Source organism: Gordonia hankookensis (assembly GCF_014673215.1).
Classification (GTDB): Bacteria; Actinomycetota; Actinomycetes; order Mycobacteriales; family Mycobacteriaceae; genus Gordonia; species Gordonia hankookensis.
The window spans coordinates 154521-175496 of sequence record NZ_JACWMS010000005.1 but is presented as its reverse complement, the minus strand read 5'-3'; the positions used below and the strand labels follow the sequence as shown (position 1 = coordinate 175496).

The 20976-nt window shown below is 63.1% G+C and carries 22 protein-coding genes; 8 read left to right on the top strand and 14 right to left on the bottom strand.

All coding sequences use genetic code 11. The annotated features are described in order from the left end of the window. Nucleotides 1–3 precede the first annotated feature (3 nt). Complete coding sequence (locus IDF66_RS21315; protein ID WP_223309953.1) at nucleotides 4–4584, top strand: NACHT domain-containing protein; 4581 nt, start codon at nucleotides 4–6, stop codon at nucleotides 4582–4584. A gap of 303 nt (nucleotides 4585–4887) precedes the next feature. Here IDF66_RS21315 and IDF66_RS21310 read toward each other — a convergent pair whose 3' ends face one another. The 4 genes from IDF66_RS21310 to IDF66_RS21295 form a co-directional block, all read right to left on the bottom strand. Beyond that, nucleotides 4888–5430: a hypothetical protein gene (locus IDF66_RS21310; RefSeq protein WP_190268516.1), complete on the bottom strand. Its 543-nt coding sequence runs from the start codon at nucleotides 5428–5430 to the stop codon at nucleotides 4888–4890. A 397-nt stretch (nucleotides 5431–5827) separates the two neighbouring features. Further along, entirely contained in the window at nucleotides 5828–6373 is a 546-nt protein-coding gene (locus IDF66_RS21305; RefSeq protein WP_190268515.1) for a hypothetical protein, read from the bottom strand. Between the two features lie 417 nt (nucleotides 6374–6790). Next, on the bottom strand, nucleotides 6791–7459 hold the full coding sequence (locus IDF66_RS21300) for an LGFP repeat-containing protein (protein WP_190268514.1): 669 nt from the start codon (nucleotides 7457–7459) through the stop codon (nucleotides 6791–6793). Nucleotides 7460–7616: 157 nt separating this feature from the next. Continuing rightward, nucleotides 7617–7982, bottom strand: a complete 366-nt coding sequence (locus IDF66_RS21295; protein ID WP_190268513.1) for an Rv2640c family ArsR-like transcriptional regulator — start codon at nucleotides 7980–7982, stop codon at nucleotides 7617–7619. A gap of 99 nt (nucleotides 7983–8081) precedes the next feature. Between IDF66_RS21295 and IDF66_RS21290 the strand changes: the two genes are divergently transcribed. Continuing rightward, entirely contained in the window at nucleotides 8082–8567 is a 486-nt protein-coding gene (locus IDF66_RS21290; protein ID WP_190268669.1) for an ArsI/CadI family heavy metal resistance metalloenzyme, read from the top strand. 27 nt (nucleotides 8568–8594) lie between these two features. Here the strand turns inward: IDF66_RS21290 and IDF66_RS21285 are convergent, their stop codons facing one another. From IDF66_RS21285 to IDF66_RS21265, 5 genes are all read right to left on the bottom strand, one after another. Next, nucleotides 8595–9002, bottom strand: a complete 408-nt coding sequence (locus tag IDF66_RS21285) for an arsenate-mycothiol transferase ArsC (protein ID WP_190268512.1) — start codon at nucleotides 9000–9002, stop codon at nucleotides 8595–8597. Beyond that, nucleotides 8995–10083, bottom strand: coding sequence for an ACR3 family arsenite efflux transporter (arsB, locus tag IDF66_RS21280; RefSeq protein WP_190268511.1), 1089 nt, complete (start codon nucleotides 10081–10083; stop codon nucleotides 8995–8997). Before arsB ends, IDF66_RS21285 begins: the two co-directional genes overlap by 8 nt. Further along, nucleotides 10080–10445 carry an ArsR/SmtB family transcription factor gene (locus IDF66_RS21275; protein WP_164309813.1) on the bottom strand — a complete coding sequence of 122 codons (366 nt, stop codon included), beginning with the start codon at nucleotides 10443–10445 and terminating at the stop codon, nucleotides 10080–10082. The genes arsB and IDF66_RS21275 overlap by 4 nt, the downstream gene beginning before the upstream one ends. A gap of 107 nt (nucleotides 10446–10552) precedes the next feature. After that, nucleotides 10553–11017: a phage tail protein gene (locus IDF66_RS21270; RefSeq protein WP_190268510.1), complete on the bottom strand. Its 465-nt coding sequence runs from the start codon at nucleotides 11015–11017 to the stop codon at nucleotides 10553–10555. A gap of 204 nt (nucleotides 11018–11221) precedes the next feature. Next, the gene (locus IDF66_RS21265) at nucleotides 11222–12394 is read right to left on the bottom strand and encodes an epoxide hydrolase family protein (protein ID WP_190268509.1); all 1173 of its coding nucleotides are present in this window, start codon (nucleotides 12392–12394) and stop codon (nucleotides 11222–11224) included. Between the two features lie 110 nt (nucleotides 12395–12504). Here IDF66_RS21265 and IDF66_RS21260 point away from each other — a divergent pair, with 110 nt between their 5' ends. The 3 genes from IDF66_RS21260 to IDF66_RS21250 all read left to right on the top strand — a co-directional run bounded on the left by IDF66_RS21260 (nucleotide 12505) and on the right by IDF66_RS21250 (nucleotide 14067). Next, nucleotides 12505–13080, top strand: a complete 576-nt coding sequence (locus IDF66_RS21260; RefSeq protein WP_190268508.1) for a CGNR zinc finger domain-containing protein — start codon at nucleotides 12505–12507, stop codon at nucleotides 13078–13080. A gap of 124 nt (nucleotides 13081–13204) precedes the next feature. After that, on the top strand, nucleotides 13205–13561 hold the full coding sequence (locus IDF66_RS21255; protein WP_190268507.1) for a VOC family protein: 357 nt from the start codon (nucleotides 13205–13207) through the stop codon (nucleotides 13559–13561). A 41-nt stretch (nucleotides 13562–13602) separates the two neighbouring features. Next, nucleotides 13603–14067 carry a GNAT family N-acetyltransferase gene (locus IDF66_RS21250; RefSeq protein ID WP_190268506.1) on the top strand — a complete coding sequence of 155 codons (465 nt, stop codon included), beginning with the start codon at nucleotides 13603–13605 and terminating at the stop codon, nucleotides 14065–14067. 36 nt (nucleotides 14068–14103) lie between these two features. Here IDF66_RS21250 and rox read toward each other — a convergent pair whose 3' ends face one another. The 3 genes from rox to IDF66_RS21235 form a co-directional block, all read right to left on the bottom strand. Beyond that, nucleotides 14104–15537 (bottom strand): rifampin monooxygenase, encoded by a 1434-nt coding sequence (gene rox, locus IDF66_RS21245; protein WP_190268505.1) that lies wholly within the window; start codon nucleotides 15535–15537, stop codon nucleotides 14104–14106. A 216-nt stretch (nucleotides 15538–15753) separates the two neighbouring features. After that, on the bottom strand, nucleotides 15754–16269 hold the full coding sequence (locus IDF66_RS21240; protein ID WP_164309822.1) for a putative immunity protein: 516 nt from the start codon (nucleotides 16267–16269) through the stop codon (nucleotides 15754–15756). A 68-nt stretch (nucleotides 16270–16337) separates the two neighbouring features. Beyond that, complete coding sequence (locus IDF66_RS21235; protein ID WP_190268504.1) at nucleotides 16338–17474, bottom strand: FAD-dependent oxidoreductase; 1137 nt, start codon at nucleotides 17472–17474, stop codon at nucleotides 16338–16340. A 47-nt stretch (nucleotides 17475–17521) separates the two neighbouring features. Between IDF66_RS21235 and IDF66_RS21230 the strand changes: the two genes are divergently transcribed. Continuing rightward, nucleotides 17522–18232 carry a TetR/AcrR family transcriptional regulator gene (locus IDF66_RS21230; RefSeq protein ID WP_223309952.1) on the top strand — a complete coding sequence of 237 codons (711 nt, stop codon included), beginning with the start codon at nucleotides 17522–17524 and terminating at the stop codon, nucleotides 18230–18232. Between the two features lie 5 nt (nucleotides 18233–18237). On the opposite strand, the gene IDF66_RS21225 is transcribed toward IDF66_RS21230, so the two are convergent. Together IDF66_RS21225 and IDF66_RS21220 are read right to left on the bottom strand one after the other, a co-directional pair. Beyond that, a complete protein-coding gene (locus IDF66_RS21225) occupies nucleotides 18238–18618 on the bottom strand; it encodes a DUF2255 family protein (RefSeq protein ID WP_190268503.1) in 381 nt (126 codons plus the stop codon). Continuing rightward, nucleotides 18615–19274 (bottom strand): TetR/AcrR family transcriptional regulator, encoded by a 660-nt coding sequence (locus tag IDF66_RS21220; RefSeq protein WP_190268502.1) that lies wholly within the window; start codon nucleotides 19272–19274, stop codon nucleotides 18615–18617. Before IDF66_RS21220 ends, IDF66_RS21225 begins: the two co-directional genes overlap by 4 nt. A gap of 188 nt (nucleotides 19275–19462) precedes the next feature. Between IDF66_RS21220 and IDF66_RS21215 the strand changes: the two genes are divergently transcribed. Both IDF66_RS21215 and IDF66_RS21210 read left to right on the top strand, forming a co-directional pair. After that, nucleotides 19463–20209, top strand: a complete 747-nt coding sequence (locus tag IDF66_RS21215) for a hypothetical protein (RefSeq protein WP_190268501.1) — start codon at nucleotides 19463–19465, stop codon at nucleotides 20207–20209. 2 nt (nucleotides 20210–20211) lie between these two features. Beyond that, complete coding sequence (locus IDF66_RS21210; protein WP_190268667.1) at nucleotides 20212–20952, top strand: hypothetical protein; 741 nt, start codon at nucleotides 20212–20214, stop codon at nucleotides 20950–20952. Nucleotides 20953–20976: the final 24 nt, after the last annotated feature.

Below are 20976 nucleotides of genomic sequence, written 5' to 3'. Positions count from 1 at the left end.
TCTGTGACCGGTATCCCTCCTTCCTGTCTCTCTGATCTGGATAACGAAGAACCCGATCAGCCGATCAGCGCAGCCACTCCCACGCCACAGCATCCGGCACCACCCCGAATGGCCGGTGCCGGTGGTGGCGTCGCGGACAAGCTGGGCAACAAGTACGAGTTGGCCTGGGCGATCCGTCACGCTCTGCTCTGCATCCAGGACGAGCGCCGCAGTCTCACGCTCGAAGAGATCGACCCTGAGCTGGCTGACGGCTCGGAGTTCACCTACGTGAACGAGCACGGCGATACCTCGGTGACTCAGGTCAAGCGCCAGAACAACATCACTGATCACTGGACGATCGCAGCCCTCAGAGGTCGCGGAGTTCTGGCGGCTGCTGCTCGCCATGTTGCCGTTGGGCGTGAGTTCCACTTTAGTTCGATGACTCCGAGCGGGGCACTTCGGGTCATGGCTGAGCGGTCGAGGCAATCGGCGGACGCACAGCAGTTCGTCAAGCATCAGCTAACACAGAAGTTGGGAGAAACCTTCGATGAGCTGACTGCGGCGAATGTCTTCGGAAGCTCTGAGAGGGCCTGGCAGACCCTGCGCGGTATGTGGATCGAGGTTGAAGTTGAAGAGCAACTGGTCATGACCAACGCCATGCTCGCCGAAGTGAGCTTGGAGGGAGCGACCGGCGACCTCATGGCGGTTGCCATTGGTGCAGTGCTGCTCGACAACCTGCGCACGCGCGTGACGCGACGTGAACTGCTCGACGCTCTCGACCGCTACGGCATTACACCGCGAGACGCCGTGGCACGGCGAACGTCCCATGAGCAGGTCATGGCAACGACCCAGAGTTGGCGCGGCACTATCGAACGCGAACTGCTCGCGCCGCCGATCGAGAGACAGGAAGCTGCAGATCTCGTCGACCTCATGACTACGACCCGACTTGCCCTTGTCGTCGGGGCTGGCGGTGGCGGCAAGAGTTCTGTGCTTTACCAGGCTGCGCGAGACTTGGAGGTACAGGGCGCCGAGGTATTGGCGTTCCGGCTTGACCGCCGTGGCGCCTTCGGTTCGACGATGGAACTGGGCACTCAGCTGGGTCTCTCGACCTCGCCGGTTGCGGCGCTGCGACGGGCGGCCGACGGCCGCGAGGCCTTCCTGATTATCGACCAACTCGACGCCGTGTCGTTAGCGTCCGGTCGCCTCTCGGAGCGCTACGACGTCATTGCCGATCTCATTCAAGAAGCAACGGCGGTTGACGGGGTGCGCGTCATCTTGGCCTGCCGACTATTCGACGTCGAGAACGACCACCGCATCCGCAAACTCGATGCGCGGAACGATGTCGAGCGCCTGACCGTTGAGCCGCTACCTGACGAAGCCTCGGCGAACGCTGTCTCAGCCATGGGTCTCGATCCCGACTTGCTCACTGCTACGCAACGTGCACTCCTCAGGTCACCGCTCAACCTCGTCCTGCTCGAGACGATCGCCGACCAGCCAGGTGCCCTGAACTTCACCTCCCGAGGATCGCTCTTCGAAGCATTCTGGCAGCGCAAAGAACAGACCTCCGAGGAACGACGACCCGGAACCTTGTTCAACGACGTGTTGGCCCGGATCGCCAACACTGCGAGCGACAACCAGACGTTGTCCGTCCCCGTCGAGATTCTCGGTCCTGGCGACTTCATCAAGCACGCGCGGGTTCTCGCCTCCGAACAGGTCATCGCGATCGAAGATGACCGGGTCTCCTTCTTTCACGAGACTTTCTTCGACTTCACGTTCGCCCGCCAGTGGCTGTCACGACAGCAGTCGATGATCGAATTCCTTTGCGCCCAGGAGCAAGAACTGTTCCGACGCGCGCAGGTGCGGCGGTTCCTCGAGCTTCTTCGAGAGCGAGATCCCGATCGGTTCCGGACAGAGGTCGAGTCGGTCCTTAGCAGCGCAGATGTTCGCTTCCACATTAAGGAGACGGTGGTCGCCGTATTCGTGAACGTCAGCGCTCCGACGCTCGAGGATGTCGAACTTGTGCTGCGCCTTGCCGAGAGCGAATCTACGCTCACGAAACGGCTGTGGCTGCAACTCGCACGCCCTACCTGGTTCGGCCAGTTCTACGCCCAGGGTCACATCGAACGGTGGCTCGACAGTGACGACGCCGCGCTACGCGGCAGGAGCATCAACTGGATGGGCAACGCCGGCGCCGAGCATTGCGCCGAGGTGGCTGATCTCTTGACGGCGCGGAAGCAGTCACCCGACTACGTTGCGTGGCTCCGTTCGGTGACCTGGCGCGCCGACCTGCACCATCACCGGCAGCTTCTCGAGTTGTTGCTAGACGCAGTCCGTGCCGGCGAGATCAACCCAGCCGATCAGAATATCTGGCTCTCGGCACACGGGCTTGCGGAACACCAGCCACTCTGGGCAATCGAGATGCTCAAGGCCTGCTTTGTTGAGAGTCCATCTGCTCTGGCGCTCGGTAACGATGGCAAGGTAACTCTCCTTGGCATTCATGAGTACAGCGCTACTCAGATGATCGAGGCAGCATGCAAAGCCGAGCCGCAAGCGTTCGCGGAGGCATTCGTGCCGCATTTGCTCGCGGTCATGAACGCCACCCACTACGACCGCCACGAGCAACATCTACTTCAAGACCGGCACTTCAGCCTGAGACTTCGTGAGGAGTCGGGGTACGGCGACGTCGATGACGCTTTGTACAACGGCGTGGCGGACGCGCTCGGAGACTGGGCGCAGACATCGCCGGAGACCATCGAGCCGGTACTGCGGCGCTTGGCCGTCAACGAGCACGACGCGGCGCAGTCGTTGTTGTATCGCGCTCTCATTGCTGGGGCCGGGACCTTTGCCCCGTGGGCAGCTGAGCTGATTCTCCAAGGCGGCAACCGCCTTAAAGCAGACTACCTATCCGATTCGCACTGGATCTCACGCGAGGTCGTTGAGGCCATCGCGCCGATTGTCAGCGATGAGGTTCACCTGCAGCTCGAAGAGCAGCTCCGAGACCTTCCAGCGACATACCAATCTTCCGACCTCCATTACAGGCTTCGGTCGTTCGGCTACACCGCCTTCACGTTTCTATCAGCGCTCGACCGCAGGCGGCTATCACCGTGGGGACTTCGACGGCTACAGGAGTATCAGCGCAAGTTCGACTGCGATTTGCCCGAGCCACCCACCGGCATCACCACCTACACCGTCGGGTCGCCGATTGGTGGCCCCGCCACAGGCAAGATGAGCAACGCGCAGTGGCTGCAGGCGATGGCAAAGCACGACAACGACGACCGCGACTTCGGCAGCGAGATAGGCGGTGCTCGCGAGTTAGCCCAGCAGCTGGAGACGCGAACGGCCGATGACCCTCTTCGATTCGCTGGATTGGCTATGCAGTTGACGCCCGAGACCAAGGCGGCCTATCCCGCTGCGATCCTGCGGGGTTTCGGAGGATCAGCTATTCCAGAGGAAGCCCAGCACGCTGTCTTCGACGCGATCCGTCACGTCATGAGTCTCGGCCTCGAAACGTGTGATCGCTGGCTTGGCTGGGCGGTCCGACGCCTCTATGACGAGATACCCTTCGACATTGTTGAGATGGTCCTAAACCGGGCGCTGCACGCTTCCGACCCTGTCGATAACTCGCCGATCTTCGTACGGCGAGACGACCACCAACCGGGACATGACTTGTTCCAGAACGGATTCAACACCTCGCGAGGAAGTCTGGCCGAGTCGCTCGGCGACCTACTGGTCCACGACTCTGATGGCACGCGCACCGAACTCATAGCCCCGCACCTCGCCGAACTGGCGAGCGATCCAGTATTGAGCGTCCGCGCTTGTGTGGCCTATACAGTCGCGGCCTGCCTACGGTACGCGCGGACAACTGCCTATGCAGCCTTCGAACGTCTTATCGACGCCGACGATCTCTTGCTCGCCTCAGACAAGTTGGACGACCTGATGATCTACATCGGCAACGCCGATCCAGATGTTGTCGATCCGGTTATCGATCGCATGCTCAGCTCGACAGCTGCCGAGGTTCGGAGGGCAGGGGGGCGCATGGCGGCATTCGCCGCGCTGCAATGGGGGCGTCCAGCGCTAGTGGAGCGAGCCCTGGCCAGCGACGTGGAAGTTCGAGGCGGCCTGGCTGAGGTCTGCGCCGCAAGGGTTGATCGGTCCGCCGATTCAGAACTCGTGCTGTCCACTTTGCGCCGCCTGATGCATGACGAGGCCGATGAGGTTCGGAAGAAGGTTGGTGACCTGGCCGGTCACCTGCGTGGAGACGACCTGCGACCTTACGCCGAATTCCTCGCTGACTTGATCGCGTCGCCAAGCTACGTACACGCCATCCCACAACTGCTCATCACGCTGCAGGAAGCGCCGGACAAGGTCGACGATCTCGTCGACCTTGCTGCGCACCACTTTCTCGACATCCATGGCGAAGACGTGGCCGACCTCAGGACGGGTGCTGCCGGGGAAGCTCATTACATCTCGGATTTGGTGGTCCGTGGGTTGGCGCAGACTCGCGCCCCAGAGCGCATCACGGCGCTACTCGATATCCTTGATCGCCTGCTCGAACTCGGTGTCTACGGAGTCGATCGAGCAATTGATGGAGCCGTACGCAACTAGCCGTTTCAGGTGACGACGCCACAGACACTGGGTTGAGCCCGTTTGGTGAACACCGGTTAAGCCGCCCTCCTGGTCGCTTCCGTTATCAGCGTCGGACCCGGATCAAGCAAGTCTCGACTGCGTGTCGGAGGGATCCGAGTTGACGACCACGAAGCAATGTCTCAAATCATCTGTCACCAGTTCGGATGAGGTAGTCAAAATTGGGCCAGGCAGGGAGTATCAACTACGTGGCACAAGTCTCAACTCAAATGTCCCTGTGTATCAGGGCTTTCCGCCGCGATCCGGGTCCGCAACGTCGTTGGTTCAGTTCACAGAACCGGTGGTTGCCCTCCGCCGCAGGTCGATATTGTCGAGTTCGCTCAGCGCCTTCTTCTGGGGGACTTTGGCGAAATATCCTGAGCCAAAAGCGATGCACTGAAGCACGTACCAGAACTGTGCCGCGTCAGTCATCGGTAGAAGTGACGCATCCGAAAGCGCCTTACGTATGGGCACTTTCGCGAAGTATCCGGACCCGAATGCGATATTCTGGAGGACGTACCAGAAACTCTCCGCCCCAGTGCGAGTGACCAATCCGGCCTCGCTGAGAGCTTTCTTCGCGGGGATCTTGGCAAAGTATCCTGCGCCGAAAGCAATGCACTCGACGACATACCAAAACCGCTCCCCACCGGTGAGTGCGGTGAGCGATGCCTCCGACAGCGCCTTCTTTGTTGGGACCTTCGTCAGATATCCCATACCAAATCCGATGCACTCAAGGACATACCAGAACTGCTCCGGACCACTAAGCCGCAGGCGGCGGCCAATTGCGCCCCCGCCTCCAGCTGCGGACTCGTAAGCACCTGCACTCATAGCGAGTTGGACCTCCTCAACGACTCAGCAACCTGTGCCGACCCTAGTGGGTTGGCGGCGCAGTCACGCCTGGAATGAGGCGATCAAGGACAATCGGCGGTCCTGGTCTCAGATGATGCAGGTCGTGAGTCACCGCTTGGACCGCCTTTGCCCATTGCTTTGGGAGGTCGGTCGGCATCTCGTGTGCCGAGAACGGAATCTTCGAGTTGATGGTGTCGGGGTCAACGCGCCAATGGACCACATGTCCATCGTGGCAGGATCAGGGTGCCGGACACAGGGCATGCATTTCCATTCCGACACCATGTCTCAGTCGGCGGCAGCTACCCCGTGAATCTCTAGGGAACTGCTGCTGGGTGATTTGGTTGCCTGCAGGTCACACCGGCGGCAACAGATCGGATTAGTCGATCTCGATGTCCAGCAGGAGCCCGGTATCGTGCCGCCAGGTGTCGTGTGGTCTTGGACCGCGCTGTCCGGAGTCGACCTCACCGATCGCAGTCATGGCCGAATCTTCGAATTCTGTTCGCCGAGTGATGATGTCGCTGAGTTCATAGGTAGGTGGCCGCCAGTGTTCTCCGGGTGATCGAACTTCGGTGATCAGCCTGCGCCGCAGTACCGTCCCTCTCACGCGGGGAACACGGACAGCCGTCATCTCGTATTCCACATGCAATCGGCCGTGCACTGTCGATTCGCCGTGGTGCAGCGACGTTGCGTTATGGGCAACCGCAGCGAAGGCCGAAAAGTGCACGAGTGCGGCATCTGGCGTGGCTGCCCCGCCACCGCCGAGCTGCTCTACCTCAGCGGTGGCGGTGATGCACATCGCTGGTAGGTCGTTGTCTTGTGCTGGGACAAGCCCAAGGACGATGTCGACCGGGTCGCCGTGGGCTGGAAAAGCCGCCGCGCCGTCGCCGATCATCCAGCTGGCCAGAGTTACTGGCACATGCATCGCGTTCTCCAATGGGGATCAGAGCGGTGGACCCGGTGAGCAGTCCGTTAGCCGATACGCAGAACGGGCCCTTCCATTCATTGTCGCAGTACCCTCTTGGAGGACTCCTCGATCACTAATAGGCTTCAGCCAAGCACACAGGGACGTGTCAGATATCCCAGCGGGTTGCGAGTTTGGCACCAATGTCGTCGATGAGATCGTGGTTGTGGAGCAGACCGGGCCAGACACGCTGGGGTTGGCACCCTCGTCTGAGCGCCAACCGGCTTGGCGTCGTGACAGCGCTCTGCAGAGTGGGTCTGCCCGTTTGAGGGTCTTGCTCACCCCATCAGCATCGGCCTGTGCGACGAGGTCCGACTGCATTCAGCATCGCGCCGTAAGCCCCCTCGACTCGTCACGTGGCCGACCAGTTCGGCTGGTCTACTTCAGACCGGATGGCACAGTCCGGCCGTTGACCGTCACAGTGACCTCGCCGGTCTGGGTGTTCTCGGTCACCTTGCCGTGCTCAAAACTCGCCTCTTGCACTGCACCATCAGTGGTCACGTCGCTGGTGGGAACTCCCAGCGGTCCGGGCGAGCCGTTCTTTCCGGTGAGCGACGGGGTGCCGTCAAGAGCCCGCTCGGTGTTCCAAGCGTCCCTGATCTTGCCCGACGTGATGATGTACGCAGGCGTCCCCGAGGCGTCGTTCTTCGCGATGATCACACCACCCTGGAACTGTTGGAACACCACGCCATTCTCGCGGGTCCCAGCGTTGTGATCGCCGGTCAGCGGCTGACCGAGAGCATCCTTCTGAGCGTCGGTGGCCGACGTGTACTTCACGGCGATCGGACCGGCCAGTGTCACCACTTCGTCACGCTCCCCCGCGATTTTCACTGCGGCGGGTTGGGCCTCGGGCGTCGTCTCCACAGCCGTACCGGTGGTCGCATCGCCGCTGGTCGCTGCCGCCGACTCCGACACCGCAGGAGCCGCCGACGAGACCTGTGACGCGGTGTCGTCGCTCGTGGCGTCGCCGCCGCAGGCAGCGGCGACCACGATGACCGCAATCAGGCCGGCGACGAATTCAATGCGGCGGGAAGCGATCTGCCTCATGTGTTCCTTTCGACTCGACACATCACCGATTCCGCCCAACGCGATCCGGAACCGGACATCCTGTTCGACCCTATCGGTATCGGGGCGTCGAGGCGCACCGTCGCGGGTTCACCAACGTGCCGGTATCAGAAGACCTTCACAGCGAGCCTCGCAGCGCTCAACAACAACCGGTGTCCGCGCTCAGAACACCACACAGTGCCTGCAGCGATTCGGGCCGCGCCCGGTAGTACACATTCATCCCGCGCCGCTCGGGTGCGACCATCCCGGCCCTACGCAACTGACCCAGATGGTGGCTCGTGGTGGCCTCGGTCAGTCCGACCGCTGCCGCGAGATCGCATGTGCAGATCCCCGCACCTTGCTCATCGGTGAGCAACATCGACAGCAATCGGATCCGGACGGGGTCGCCCAAGGCCTTGAGTCGCAGCGCGATCTCGAGTGCCGCTTCATCGTCGAGCGGCGCAGCCGACACCGGGGCGCAACAAATGGGTGCGCTGATGTCGATCATCGGCAACGTCTTCGGCATACTCCGACCCTACTCACCCTGTTGACATATGTCGAAAAGGCGTGCACGCTGCTTGTATCCAATAGTTCGATATATGTCTCACAGGTGAAGGTGATGGTCATGTCCCGCATGCAGCTCGCACTCAATGTCGATGATCTTGATGTTGCGGTCGAGTTCTATTCGAAGCTGTTCAACACCAAGCCGGCCAAACGCAAGCCGGGGTATGCGAACTTCGCGGTCGCCGAGCCGCCCATGAAATTGGTGCTGCTGGAGAATCCCGGAGAGAGCGGCACGATCAACCATCTCGGCATCGAGGTCGAATCCAGCGACGAGGTGCACGCCGAGATCACCCGGCTCGCCGCCGAGGGCTTGTTCACCCGGGACGAGATCAACTCCACCTGTTGCTTCGCGACCCAGGACAAGGTGTGGGTGACCGGCCCGTCAAGCGAACAGTGGGAGGTCTACGCTGTGCTCGCCGATTCCGAGACTTTCGGCACAAGCCCGAAACTGCTGCAACAGAACATAACTGATGACACGGACGAGAGTTCGACATGCTGCGGTGGAAGCACTCCCGACTCCGCTGATTCCCGTACGGCGTGCTGCTGAGCCGGCCACACCGCGATACTTCGCGAACTATTCCAAGTCGGCGGCGAGAGCCCGGATTCGGGCGGTGATGTCGTCGCGCACCAACCGCATCCGGTCGATTCCGTCGATGCCACGTCGCGCCGGTTCATCGATGTTCCACACTTGCAGATCAACCCCGACTGGTGCGGCGACTTCTGCGGTCCCAACAACGATCACCAGATCAGCCGCCAGCATGAGTTCCTCGGTCAGTCGGCGAGGCTGATGATGGCCGGTATCGACACCGACCTCGGCAAGCACGTGAGCTGACAGCTCATTCATCTGAGCACCGGTCTTGGCGCTGGTGCCGGCCGAGGATGCGACGACGCGGTCGGTGACCGTCGGCGTAAGGCGTTCGGCCATCACCGATTTGCCCCGGTTGCTGACGCATACGAACAACGCCTTGGTGGGTTCAGACATCACGGACGCCCACCATCGGATCGGCAGGTAGGGCGAACCTGCGGCGCAACGACAACGAGACATACACCAGTCCGACCAGGACCGGGACCTCGATCAGTGGACCGATCACGCCTGCGAGAGCTTGACCCGACGTGGCGCCGTAGGTAGCGATCGCGACCGCGATGGCGAGTTCGAAGTTGTTGCCCGCAGCCGTGAACGCCAACGTTGTGGTGCGTGCATATCCCAACCCCATCACCGCACCGAGGGCGAATCCGCCGCCCCACATGACGGCGAAGTAGATCAACAACGGCAGCGCGATCCGCACGACATCCCACGGCTGTGAGGTGATCTGTTCGCCCTGTAGCGCGAACAGGATGACGATGGTGAACAACAGGCCATACAGCGCCCACGGTCCCAACCGGGGCAGGAACGACGTCTCATACCACTCGCGCCCCTTCGCACGCTCCCCCAACCGTCGGGTCAGATAGCCCGCAACGAGGGGGATGCCGAGGAAGATCAGCACTGACTTCGCGATCTGCCACGGCGAGGTATCAATGGCGGTCTGCTCCAGGTCGAGCCAGCCCGGCAACACCGACAGATAGAACCAGCCCAGCGCGGCGAACATGACCACCTGGAACACCGAGTTCAACGCGACGAGCACCGCAGCGGCCTCCCGATCACCGCACGCGAGGTCGTTCCAGATGATCACCATCGCGATACACCGAGCCAAACCCACGATGATCAGCCCGGTCCGATACTCCGGCAGGTCCGGCAGCAGCAGCCATGCCAGGGTGAACATCAACGCCGGCCCGACAACCCAGTTCAACAGCAACGACCCAGACAACAACCGTCGGTCACCGGTCACCGAGTCCAGCCGGTCATAGCGCACCTTCGCCAGCACCGGATACATCATGACCAACAAGCCCAGCGCGATCGGCAACGAGATTCCGTCCACCTCGACCGCCGCCAGCCCGTCACCCAGGCCGGGCACACCACGCCCCAGGAGCAAACCGACCCCCATCGCCGCACCGATCCACACCGGCAGGAACCGGTCGAGACCCGAAAGCTTACCCGCCACAGCGGTATCCGACGAGGTACTCATTCGGGCACCTCACACGACCGCGACACCCCCACCACCGACGCGAGTCCACCGAGCAGATCGGCCAACTCGGCCAGAGCATCCGTGTTCACCCGGTAATACACCCACGTCGCCCGGCGTTCACTGGTCACCAAACCCGCCTGACGCAGCACCTTCAGATGATGCGAGATCGTCGGCTGCGACACATCGAATGGCCCCGAGATGTCACATACGCACGCCTCGCCACCTGGATGCGCCGCCACCTCCGACAACAACCGCAGTCGCACCGGATCAGCGAGTGCCTTCAACGCCGGCGCGAGTCCCTTCGCCTCTGCGGCGCTCAGACCCGGGCGCGGGTCCGAGGCCAACAGGTTGTGCTTCGACATTCATCAATATTGACGTACATCGAATCATTTGTGCAAATGAACAGTCCACCTCGGCGGTGACGAAATCCAGTGGGCCGTCACGAGAGAACGCGACAGCACTGAAGATCTCAGTACGTGTTCTTGATGACGAAGTAGGACCCGCGGATGGTGCCTGCGAGCTTCGACTTCTGCCGCGCGAACTTGAACGTCGAGGCGAGTTCCTCGGGGATCTCCATGCCGTCGGAGAGTTTGAAGCCGACCGCCCGCTTCCCGCCGTCGTCGAGCGCATACATCACGTTGATCGAGAGACCGCTCTCGTAGAAGACGTAGGCCATCCGGATGCCGTCGACCTCGAACTCGGTTGCCTCCAGAGGGCGAGATCCGATGACGAGGCCTCGCTCCTCCTTGAGGATCCGATGTACCCAGTCGACGGTGGACGTCGCCTCGTCCGCCGGCTCGACGGTGAAGACATGGTCGTACTTGTTCTTGAAGTATCGCGCCTCATTGGCCCGCAGCCCCGCCAATGCCTCGGGCACCGGCGATGACTCGAGTCCGACGACTGAGACGTCCTTGAAATCCACGGCGTATGCCATATCGACTGCCTTTCTGTCCGGCGAGGTCCTGCTCAGCTGCATTGAGTTGGGGTCGCGACTCCGCTTCACCACAAAGACTGCCAGTTCCGACGCGAGGCCGCCGCGGGTCTGGCTGATCGAGATGTTGGGGAGTGGCAACGCCTACGCCGTTCCTCTGCCGTCCTCGGCCCTCGGCCCATCCTGCACCCGGTACCGTCATCGCGTTCATCGTCCAGCGGCCAGTACCACCGCGAGGCCTTCTCGCAGATCCTCGACAAAATACTCGGGGACCTCCAGCGACGGAAAGTGTCCCCCGTTCTCAGGCGAGTTCCATCGGACGATGTTTCGATACCTCTCGGCGGCCCACGGCCGCGGGCACTTCTCGATGTCACGGGGATACATCGTGATCGCCGACGGAACATCGACCCGGAGATCGGGGTCGACCGAGTTGTGGCTCTCGTAGTAGATGCGTGCCGCAGATGCCCCGCTCCGGGTCAGCCAGTACAGCGTGACGTCGTCGAGGACGCGATCTCTGGAAATCGTCTCGAACGGACTGTCTTTCGTGTCGGACCATTCAGCGAACTTGTCGAGGAGCCAGGCCAGGAGCCCGACCGGCGAATCAACGAGCGAGTAGCCGATGGTCTGCGGTCGGGTCGCCTGCTGTTTCGCATACGCCGCGTGGTGGCGCCAGAAATCACGGGTGTCCTCGGTCCACTCGCGCTCGGCCGCCGTCAGCCCTTCCGTCGTCAACCCGGGCGGCGCCTCGGCGAACAGTGTGTGGATACCGATGACATGCGTTGGGAACCGGCCACCGAGGACCGTGGTGATATTGCCTCCCCAATCGCCGCCGTGGGCCGCGAACCTGCGGTAGCCGAGCCGGCCCATCAGTTCTACCCACGCGGCCGCGATCTTTTCGGTCCCCCAACCGGTTGTGGTCGGTTTGTCGCTGTAACCAAATCCGGGTAGCGAGGGGACCACGACATGGAACGCAGGCGCGTCCCCGTCGTCCGGATCCGCCAGTTCCTCTACCACGTCGATGAACTCGGCAATGCTGCCCGGCCAACCGTGCGTCAGGATCAGCGGAGTTGCGTCTGCTCGCGCAGATCGCCGGTGCAGGAAGTGGATTCCCAGGCCATCGATTGTGGTGCGGTACTGCCCGATCTGGTTGAGCCGCTCCTCGAAGGAGCGCCAGTCGTACTCGGTGCGCCAGTAGTCAACGATCTCGATGAGGTCGGCGAGCGGAACGCCTTGTTCCCATCGACGTGGGTCGGGCGCGGCGCGATAGACCGTCTCGGCCTCCGGCAACCGGGCCGCGCCCAGTCGCGCGCGCAGATCGTCGAGGTCAGCGTCACTTGCGCGGGCTTCATATGCCTGCACGTCTGTGCTCGGACGGGCCATGAGATCGATACCTCCGAATCATCGCGGAACCGGTCAGATGAATCGGAACCGGCTAAGACGGTTCCAGCATACCGTCATCGCGCCTCCTCGCAACCAGCTAAGGTGGTTCCATGCGAGCCGAGTTTCCAGACTTTCGCCTCGGTACCGAGTTGGCGACCAGCTTCACGGCAACACTGACCGAGCGACAGGGCGACGCCGTCGAGCGCATTCCGACGCCCCAACGACTCGTCGACTGGCTGGCAGTACACGGCCTCGCCGTCGAGTCCTGCACCACGGCCCAGATCGAACACGCCCGGGAACTCAGGGAATCCATTCACGCCGCCGCGACAGCGACCGCAATGGGAGCCTCTCCCCCGGCGTCTGCCGTCCGAATCATCAACGCCTGCAGCATGCGAGGTCGGGCCGCGGCCATCCTGACACCCGAGGGCAACCGTCAATGGCGGCTGAGCTCCGCGTCCTGCGTCGACGATGCCCTCAGCGTGATCGCCGACGACGCGATCAGCATCATCGCGGGCGAACGGACCGGCAGGCTGGCGTTGTGCGCGTCACCGACCTGCCGAGCGGCTTTCTTCGACACCAGTCAGAGTCGCACCCGCAGATGGTGTGACATGAACACGTGCGGGAATCGTCAGAAGAAGGCGCGCTTCAATGCAGGCCGGCGCAAGAATGCCGGATCGACGGAGTGACCTGCTTCCGCCGCACAGTGCCCGACCAGAGTTGTGCACATGGCCGCCCGGGTACCCGCCGACTTGATAACGTCTGCCCACCACTGTGACAGTCCGACAACACACCTCCGACGAAAGGCCGAACATGGCCGCAGTCAACCGAGTCGTACCCAACCTCGTCGTGTCGGACCTCCGCGAGGCCGTAGCCGAACACCAAGCCGCGCTCGGGCTCACGGTGTTGATGGACCACGGCTGGATTGTGACTCTCGGAGATGAGGACGGGCACCAGCTCAGCCTCATGACCCGCGACGCGACCGGTCCGGCAAACCCAGCAGTCTCGGTCTTTGTCGATGACGTCGATGACGCTCTCCGGAAGGTGCAGGAACAAGGCCTCGAGGTGGTGCACCCCCGCACGGACGAGCCGTGGGGTGTCACGAGATTCTTCTATCGTGACAGCAGCGGAAACGTGATCAACGTCGGAATGCACACGATCGCCGGGTAGCCGTTCGCAGACGCGTATGAGAATGGGGTGACTCCGCGACAATGCTGATCGCACGGGCGAACTACGACGACCCCGCCCTCCAGGCGTTCTTGCGGGCACATCTCGATGACATCGCGCCCACCGCGCCGAGCGGCAGTCAACATGCGCTGACCATCGACGAGATGAGAGTGTCTCCGGGATTCAGGTTATGGGTCGCGCATCTCGACGACGAGCTCGTGGGCACGGTCGGGCTCGGGCCGGTGACGGAAGGTCACGAGGAATTGAAGAGCATGAGGACCGCCCCCCATCGACGCGGCAGCGGGATAGGACGAGCTCTCCTCGACCATGCGTTGGCCGACGCCAAAGGCCGCGGAGTGCATCGCGTGTCCCTGGAGACCGGCAGCATGGCTCATTTCGCGCCCGCTCGAACGCTGTACCTCCGAGCAGGATTCGTCGAATGCGGCGCCTTCGGTGCATATCCCGCCGACGATCCGAACAGCACGTTCATGACGATGATGGTGGACTGACCACCCGCGCGGGCGAGTTACTCAGGGCGAACCGAGCTACTCAGGGCCGCTGCCGAACCACCTGGCCAGGCCCGTGTTCAACTCCGACTGCGTGTCCCCTACCCACGCCACATGCCCGTCCGGACGGAGCAGCACGGCCGGGACGTCGAGCTCGGTGCTGGTGTCGACAACGTGGTCGACTCGATCATCCCACCCTTCGACCGATAGCCGGGCCGTCTGATCGAGCAACAGCCCACGGCCGGCATGCATCAGATCGTAGAGGCCCCCGCGGCTCACGCCGATGTTGCGCACACGCCTGCCCAGCAGATCGTCACCGGGACCGAAGTCATACCGGACCGAGATCGCCGTGATCTTCTCGGTCAGGTACCGCGAGACCTCATCGAAATCCATGAGCTCAGAGATCAACCGCCGCACCGCTTGTGGTCCGGCCTCGGTGGAGACCAAGACCGCCTGTGCACGCGTGTTGTCGAGTACGTCGGCGGCCACCGGCCGCCGTTCGGCTTCGTAGCTGTCGAGCAGATCGTGCGGTGCCCACCCATTGATGGCGGCGGCGAGCTTCCACCCGAGGTTGAACGCGTCCTGGACCCCGAGATTGAGGCCCTGCCCTCCCATCGGGGGGTGAATGTGTGCGGCGTCGCCGGCGAGGAACACCCGGCCGCGGCGGTAGTGCTCGGCCAACCTGGTGGCATCACCAAAACGTGACAGCCACTGCGGCGAGTGGACGCCGAAGTCGGTGCCGGCGATCGCCCGCAGCTGTCGCTTGATGTCGTCGAGGGTCGGCGGGACCGCGCGATCCTCGACGACCTCGGCTGCCGGCACCACGAGGCGATAACGGCCGTTCCCCGACGGAGAGGGGCCGATCCCGAAGCGCTTCTGCGTTTCACGGACTTCGGCGACCCTGGCGGTCAGCTCCTCGTCCGGCATGGCGACGTCCACTTCGCCGATCAACGTGTCCGCCCTCGACGGCTCGCCGGGGAACGCTACGCCGATCAGCTTGCGGACGGTGCTGCGCCCACCGTCGCAACCGATCACATAGCGCGCACGAAGTGTTGTGCCATCAGATAATTCGACGGTGACCCCATCCTCGTCCTGATGGACGTCGACGACACTCTTCCCACGACGGATCTCCGCACCGACTTCGGTGGCATGCTCGGCGAGGATCCTGTCGATCTCGGGCTGGGGTATGCCCAGCACGTAGCCATGGGCGGTGTCCAGATGCGTTGGCGCCGGCTTGGCGATACCCGCGAAGAAGCCACCGAGCGGATACTTTCGTCCGCGCGCGAGAAATCTGTCCAACAGGCCGCGCTGCTCCATGATCTCGATCGTGCGTACGTGGATGCCGAGCGCACGGACCATCGCCGTGGGCTCGTCGTCCTTGTCGAGGACGACGACCTCGATGCCCTGCAGCCGGAGCTCGCCGGCCAGCATCAAGCCGGTCGGCCCGGCGCCGACGATGATGACGTCACTCATACAGATCCCTTCGCCGCGCACGACGTGTGTTTGCTCGCAGCAGACGAGTCTGCACCATCACCGGGGTCTTGCCGCAAGCCCCGGACCACGCGATATGGTGAGAGTGGCGAAACAAGCAGTCTGCGCGTGCGTTGATACTTTCGTGGTTGCAGCGTCGCCGGCCGTGAACTCGGTTCCAGGTCCGCCCCAACTGCAAGCAGTTTCGGACGCATCGACTCAGATCTCGAACACCGACCAGCAGATGTCGTTCCGCAATCGCTGGTCGTCGAGCACCAGATCACGAATCGCGTCCGGGAGTTGCTCACGCTGCCAACGACACTCGAGCAATCCGGCGGCCTCACCTCGACCTTCCGGCGCTGCCGCACGCGCTGCCTTGATCGCGTAGGCGGCCGCACCCAGGTCGTGGGCGGCAACGTGGGCCACCGCCCCGGCCTGTCCGGCGGCATACGCCGCGTGACGAGGTGCTCCGCGCAGCTCCCTCGCCGCCCCCATCGCGTGTCCGCCCGCTGCGCGAGCATCCATCATCTTGACCTCGCCACGGACCCATGCGCGGGCGTGTTCGATGGCCTGGCGTGGACGCGGATCGTCGGGCCGCGCCTTCTCGAAGATGCCGAGGACGTGCTCGGCACATGCCGCTGCCCACATCGCCAGGAGTCGATGATCGGCGTCGGTGAGCGTTCCCCCGCGCCGGATGGTGATGAAACGAGGATCGCGCTCCTTGGGGAGGATCACATGCATATCGTCCCAGACCGGCGCCCCCGGCGCGTCTGGTGCGACCCGAAAATGTGCGCCACAGCGGATCAGTTCCGCGCCTGCTCGACGGTTCCTGACAGGAAGTCGACGAGCCCGTGGGGCGCGTTGCCGCCGAGGCACAGGTCCAGGATCTCCCATGCGTCCACGGCGGTGGCCGCGCTTCGGTGGAACATCGCGGTCTCGTACGCCGTGAGCGCCGAGTCGATGTCGTCGGGGTGCGCGGCGATCGCATTGCCGAGCTCAGCACCATCGAACATCGCCAGGTTCGCGCCGTCGCCGGACGGCGGCATCAGGTGTGCGGCATCCCCGAGCAAGGTCACCCCGGGCACGCGATCCCATCGATGGTCGTTCGGGAGCGCGTAGATCATGCGTGGCACCGGCGCCGTCTCGCCGTCGGTGATCAGAGCGGTGAGTTCCGGTGCCCATCCGTCGAATTCGGCCGCGATGCGAGCAGCCGCACCCGAGTCGGTGAAGTCGATGTCGGCAATCCACTCGGCTGGTCGCTTCAGCTGGACATACGTGTGCAGGACACTCCCCACCTCACGATGCGCCGTGATACCCGTCCCAGGCGTGAGCGCATACATCGCGCCCTCCCCGACGGCGTCGGCCGTTGCCGCATGGCGCTCGTCGGCGTCATACAGGTATGTCTCGATGAAGGTCGTGCCCACGTATTCGGGCGTCGCACCGGACAGCAACGGCCGGACCTTCGACCAGGCCCCGTCGGCGCCGACGAGGAGTTCCGCGTGAACCGTCGATCCGTCGGCGAAGGTCAGCTCGTGGCTCCCATCGCCCACCGCGGAGACGCCGGCGAGCTTCTTTCCCCACCGGACCGTGTCTGCGGGCAACGAGTCGAGCAGGATCTGACGAAGGTCTCCACGGAGTACCTCGGGACGCCCCGTTCCGTCGTCGGCGGGGTCGTCGAGCAGGACCTCTCCCCTCTCATCGAGCATGCGGGTCGCGTCGCCGCCCACGTGGATGATCTTGCGGAACTCCTCGGTGAGACCGGCCGCGTTGAGCGCGCGCTGGCCATCGTCCTCATGGATATCGAGTTGGCCGCCCTGTGTTCGGGCCGCGGCCGAAGGATCGGCCTCGTAGATCGTTGCAGGGATGCCGTGGACGTGCAGGACGCGAGCGAGGGTGAGGCCCCCGAGGCCCGCACCGATGATCGTGACTGGTGTCTTCATGGGAATGCTCCTTTCACAAGTAAGTTGGAACGTCGTTCCATGTCTCTATGTTGGAACATCATTCCAACTATGTCAAGATGGTCGCCATGGCCACCAAGACGCAGCGGAATGAACGGCGCTCAGACGCGCTGTCGAAGGAGCGGATCGTCGAGGCCGCGATCGAGATCCTCGACGCCGACGGCGAGAGTGCGTTGACGTTCCGCGCGCTCACGGCTCGCCTGGCCACCGGCAGTGGTGCGATCTACCACCACGTCGCGAACAAGAACGAACTACTCGTCGCGGCGACCGACGACGTCATCGCCCGAGCGGTCACCGACGTCGCCGAGGAGACGGACCCCCGAGAGGCAATCCGCGGTATCGCCTCCGGGGTGTTCGATGCAATCGATGCCCATCCCTGGGTGGGGACTCAACTCTCCCGCGAGCCGTGGCAGTCCGCGATCATGCAGATCTTCGAGGGCATCGGCCAACAGTTGCAGACTCTCGGCATTCCCGAACGGGCACAGTTCAATTCGGCGTCCGCTCTGGTGAGCTATGTCCTCGGTCTCGCGGCGCAATACTCGGCGGGCGCGAGGCTTCTCGCGCGCGAGACCGATCGGTCGGCCTTTCTCGCCACGGTCACCGAGCGGTGGATGCAGGGCGATCCCGCCAATCATCCCTTCCTTCAACAGGTGGCGACCCAACTCCCCGAGCACGACGACCGCGAGCAATTCCTTGCCGGTATCGACCTGTTCCTCGCCGGCGTGACGACTGCCGGCTGACACGATCACTCAGGCGTCAGCCTCAGGGTCGCTCGGGCCGCAGAGTCCGACACCATCCTGTCGACGGTCGTGACGCCGTACCGGCCGTACTTGTGGCGATAGGCCGCATCGACGTCGGCGCGCAACTCGGACGAACCGACCCCGACATCCTCGACGGTGACGTCGGCCTCCATCCCGCGAACGCGTACGCGGGCACGACCCGTATCGAGAACGTGCCCGAACCATCCCGTCGGTCGCCGGTACCAGGTCCGGACAAACACCTGATCATCGACGCGCACGACCCAGATCGGCACCCAGCCGCGCAGATCTCCTCCTGCCCTTCGCACCGCGATCTCCAATTCATCGGCGGAGTCGACCGCGCCCAACTGGTCAGCCGACCACGTCACGAGGGCACACCCTGCGGTGGTGGCCACGCCCGAAGGCCGTACATGTACGTCGTCAGGTACTCCTCGATCACCGGGCCACGGATGTCCTCGGATTCCGGAATCGTGATGAGCAGTGCGTAGAGCCCGACCAGGAACGACACGCCGTTGTGCACCACGTCAACCTCGTCGGGGATCTCGCCGCGCTCTCGGGCGCGCTGAAGTTCTTCGACGACGGCACCGACAACCGGATACTTGTCCCACTCCTCCGACGGTGGCCGGGTCGTTGAGAAGTGCAGTGCCAAAAAGTCTTTGAACAACAGGCGGCCGAGGCGACGCTCGAGTTTCAGCAAGACACGGACGGATTCGGCCAGGGTCTCGCGCACGTCATGGTCCTGTCCGAAGAATCGTGTCAGTTCGGCCGCCATCTGAACCTGTTCGCGCTCCTCCAACTCGATCAGCACGTGTTCTTTGGTGGGAAAATGGAAGAAGAAGGTGCCGTGGGCCACGCCGGCCGCCGCCACGACCGCACCTGTGTCGGCAGCCGCCATTCCGGTGCGTTTGAACTCCGCAATCGCTGCTCCCAGCAATCGCTCTCGCGTCTGGAGGCCTTTCGAGCGGCGCTCCTGCGGCTTCGCTTTCAGCGGTCCACCCCTTGCCCTCGTCGAACCAGTCTGCATCTCTGTCGGCGATCCTACCCCAAAACAAAACTGACTCAGATCAGTAAATCGCCACCTCCGGGTTACTGGCCGCGTTACGCTTCCCGGGGAAACATCCGCTGTGCGAATGGATTCGAAGACAATGAGAAGCACCGCCGGTCATACGGCCGAAGCACAAACTGACTGTTATCAGTTATCGGAAGGGTGACGTGCAGATCGTGGAGCAAGCCCAAGACCTGCCCAGCGCAGGAAACATCAAGGCACAGTGGGTGAGTCTGTGGACAGGTCCGGCCGTCGGGATGGTCCTGTTGGTGGCCGCGCTGGCGTTCCCGGGCTTCCGGCCACCGATGTCCCCGACGATGTCCGCGGACCAGGTCGGAGCGTTCTACGCCGACCACACCGCATGGATCCAGTTCAGCCAGGTCACGTTCAACCTGTGTGGGATTCTGGTGCTGCCGTTTTTCATGGTGATCGTGGTCCAGATGAAACGTATGACCACGCAGAGCCACGTCTTCGCCTACTGCTACCTCACCGCAATCGTCAGCAGTGCCACCATCTTCGCGCTGTCGAACATCCTGTTCCTGGCAGCCGCTTTTCGCCCAGAACGCGACCCGGAGCTGGTCATGCTGCTCAACGATCTCGCGTGGATCGTGCTGGTGGCCCCGGTTGGAATGATGGTCATGCAGTTCGTCCTCCTGGGCCTGTCCGTCTACTTCGATGACGGTCCGGACGCGGTGTTCCCCCGATGGGTCGGCCATTACTCGATGGCCACCGCGGTCGCAATGCTTCCCGCAGCGGCCGCCGGCGTCTTCCGGACCGGACCCCTGGCCTGGGACGGCTTCCTCACGTTCTGGCTGCGTTACGGCGCGTTCGCCCTCTTCGTCGTGGTCATGTTCTTCGTCCTGCGACGGGCCGTCATCGGTCAGGCCGTCTCCGACGAAGTGGTGGTCTCGTGAGCATGCTGACGCGCAGCCGGGCCGCGGACATGACCGAGCATCCCCCAGGTAAACCCGATGTCCGGCTCGTCACCTGGTTCTTCCCGATCTGGTACGGACTCTTCGGCGTGATCATCTGCGTGCTGACCCGGGTCACGCCACCACCACGGCCGGACGTCACCGATGCCGGCAAGGTCGCGTTCTTCACCGAGCACGGGCTGACGATCCAGATCGGATTCAGTCTGCTGATGGTCCTGCTCGGCGGTGCAGCCGTGACCAATGGGCTGATCTTATACCACATGAAGCGGATGTCAGTCGGGTCGACGTTCGCCTACGGGTACATCGCCGGCATGGGAGTCGGTGCGCTGCCCGGTTTCCTGCTGGTCGCCGTCTGCTTCCTGACCGCGACGTTCCGGCCCGATCGCGACCCCTCACTCATCGGTCTGCTCTATGACGTCGGCATGCTCTCCTACAACGGTTCGCTGGGCTGCTTCACGGCGGCCTACCTGGTGCTGGCGATCGCCATCCTGTATGACAAGAACGAGATTTTCCCCAAATGGTTTGCCTACGTGACCATCTGGCAGATCATCACCGAAGTCATCGCCTCCCAGATGTTTCTGTTCCATTCGGGACCGTTCGCGTGGAACGGGTCGATCGCCCTCTGGTGGGCGGTGGTGATCTTCTCTGTCTGGCTCGGAGCGCTGATTGTCCTGCTCCGACAAGCCGCGACACACGAACCCGCAGACTCTCCGCCACCGGACTGAACCGACGCAAGGAACCATTGATGT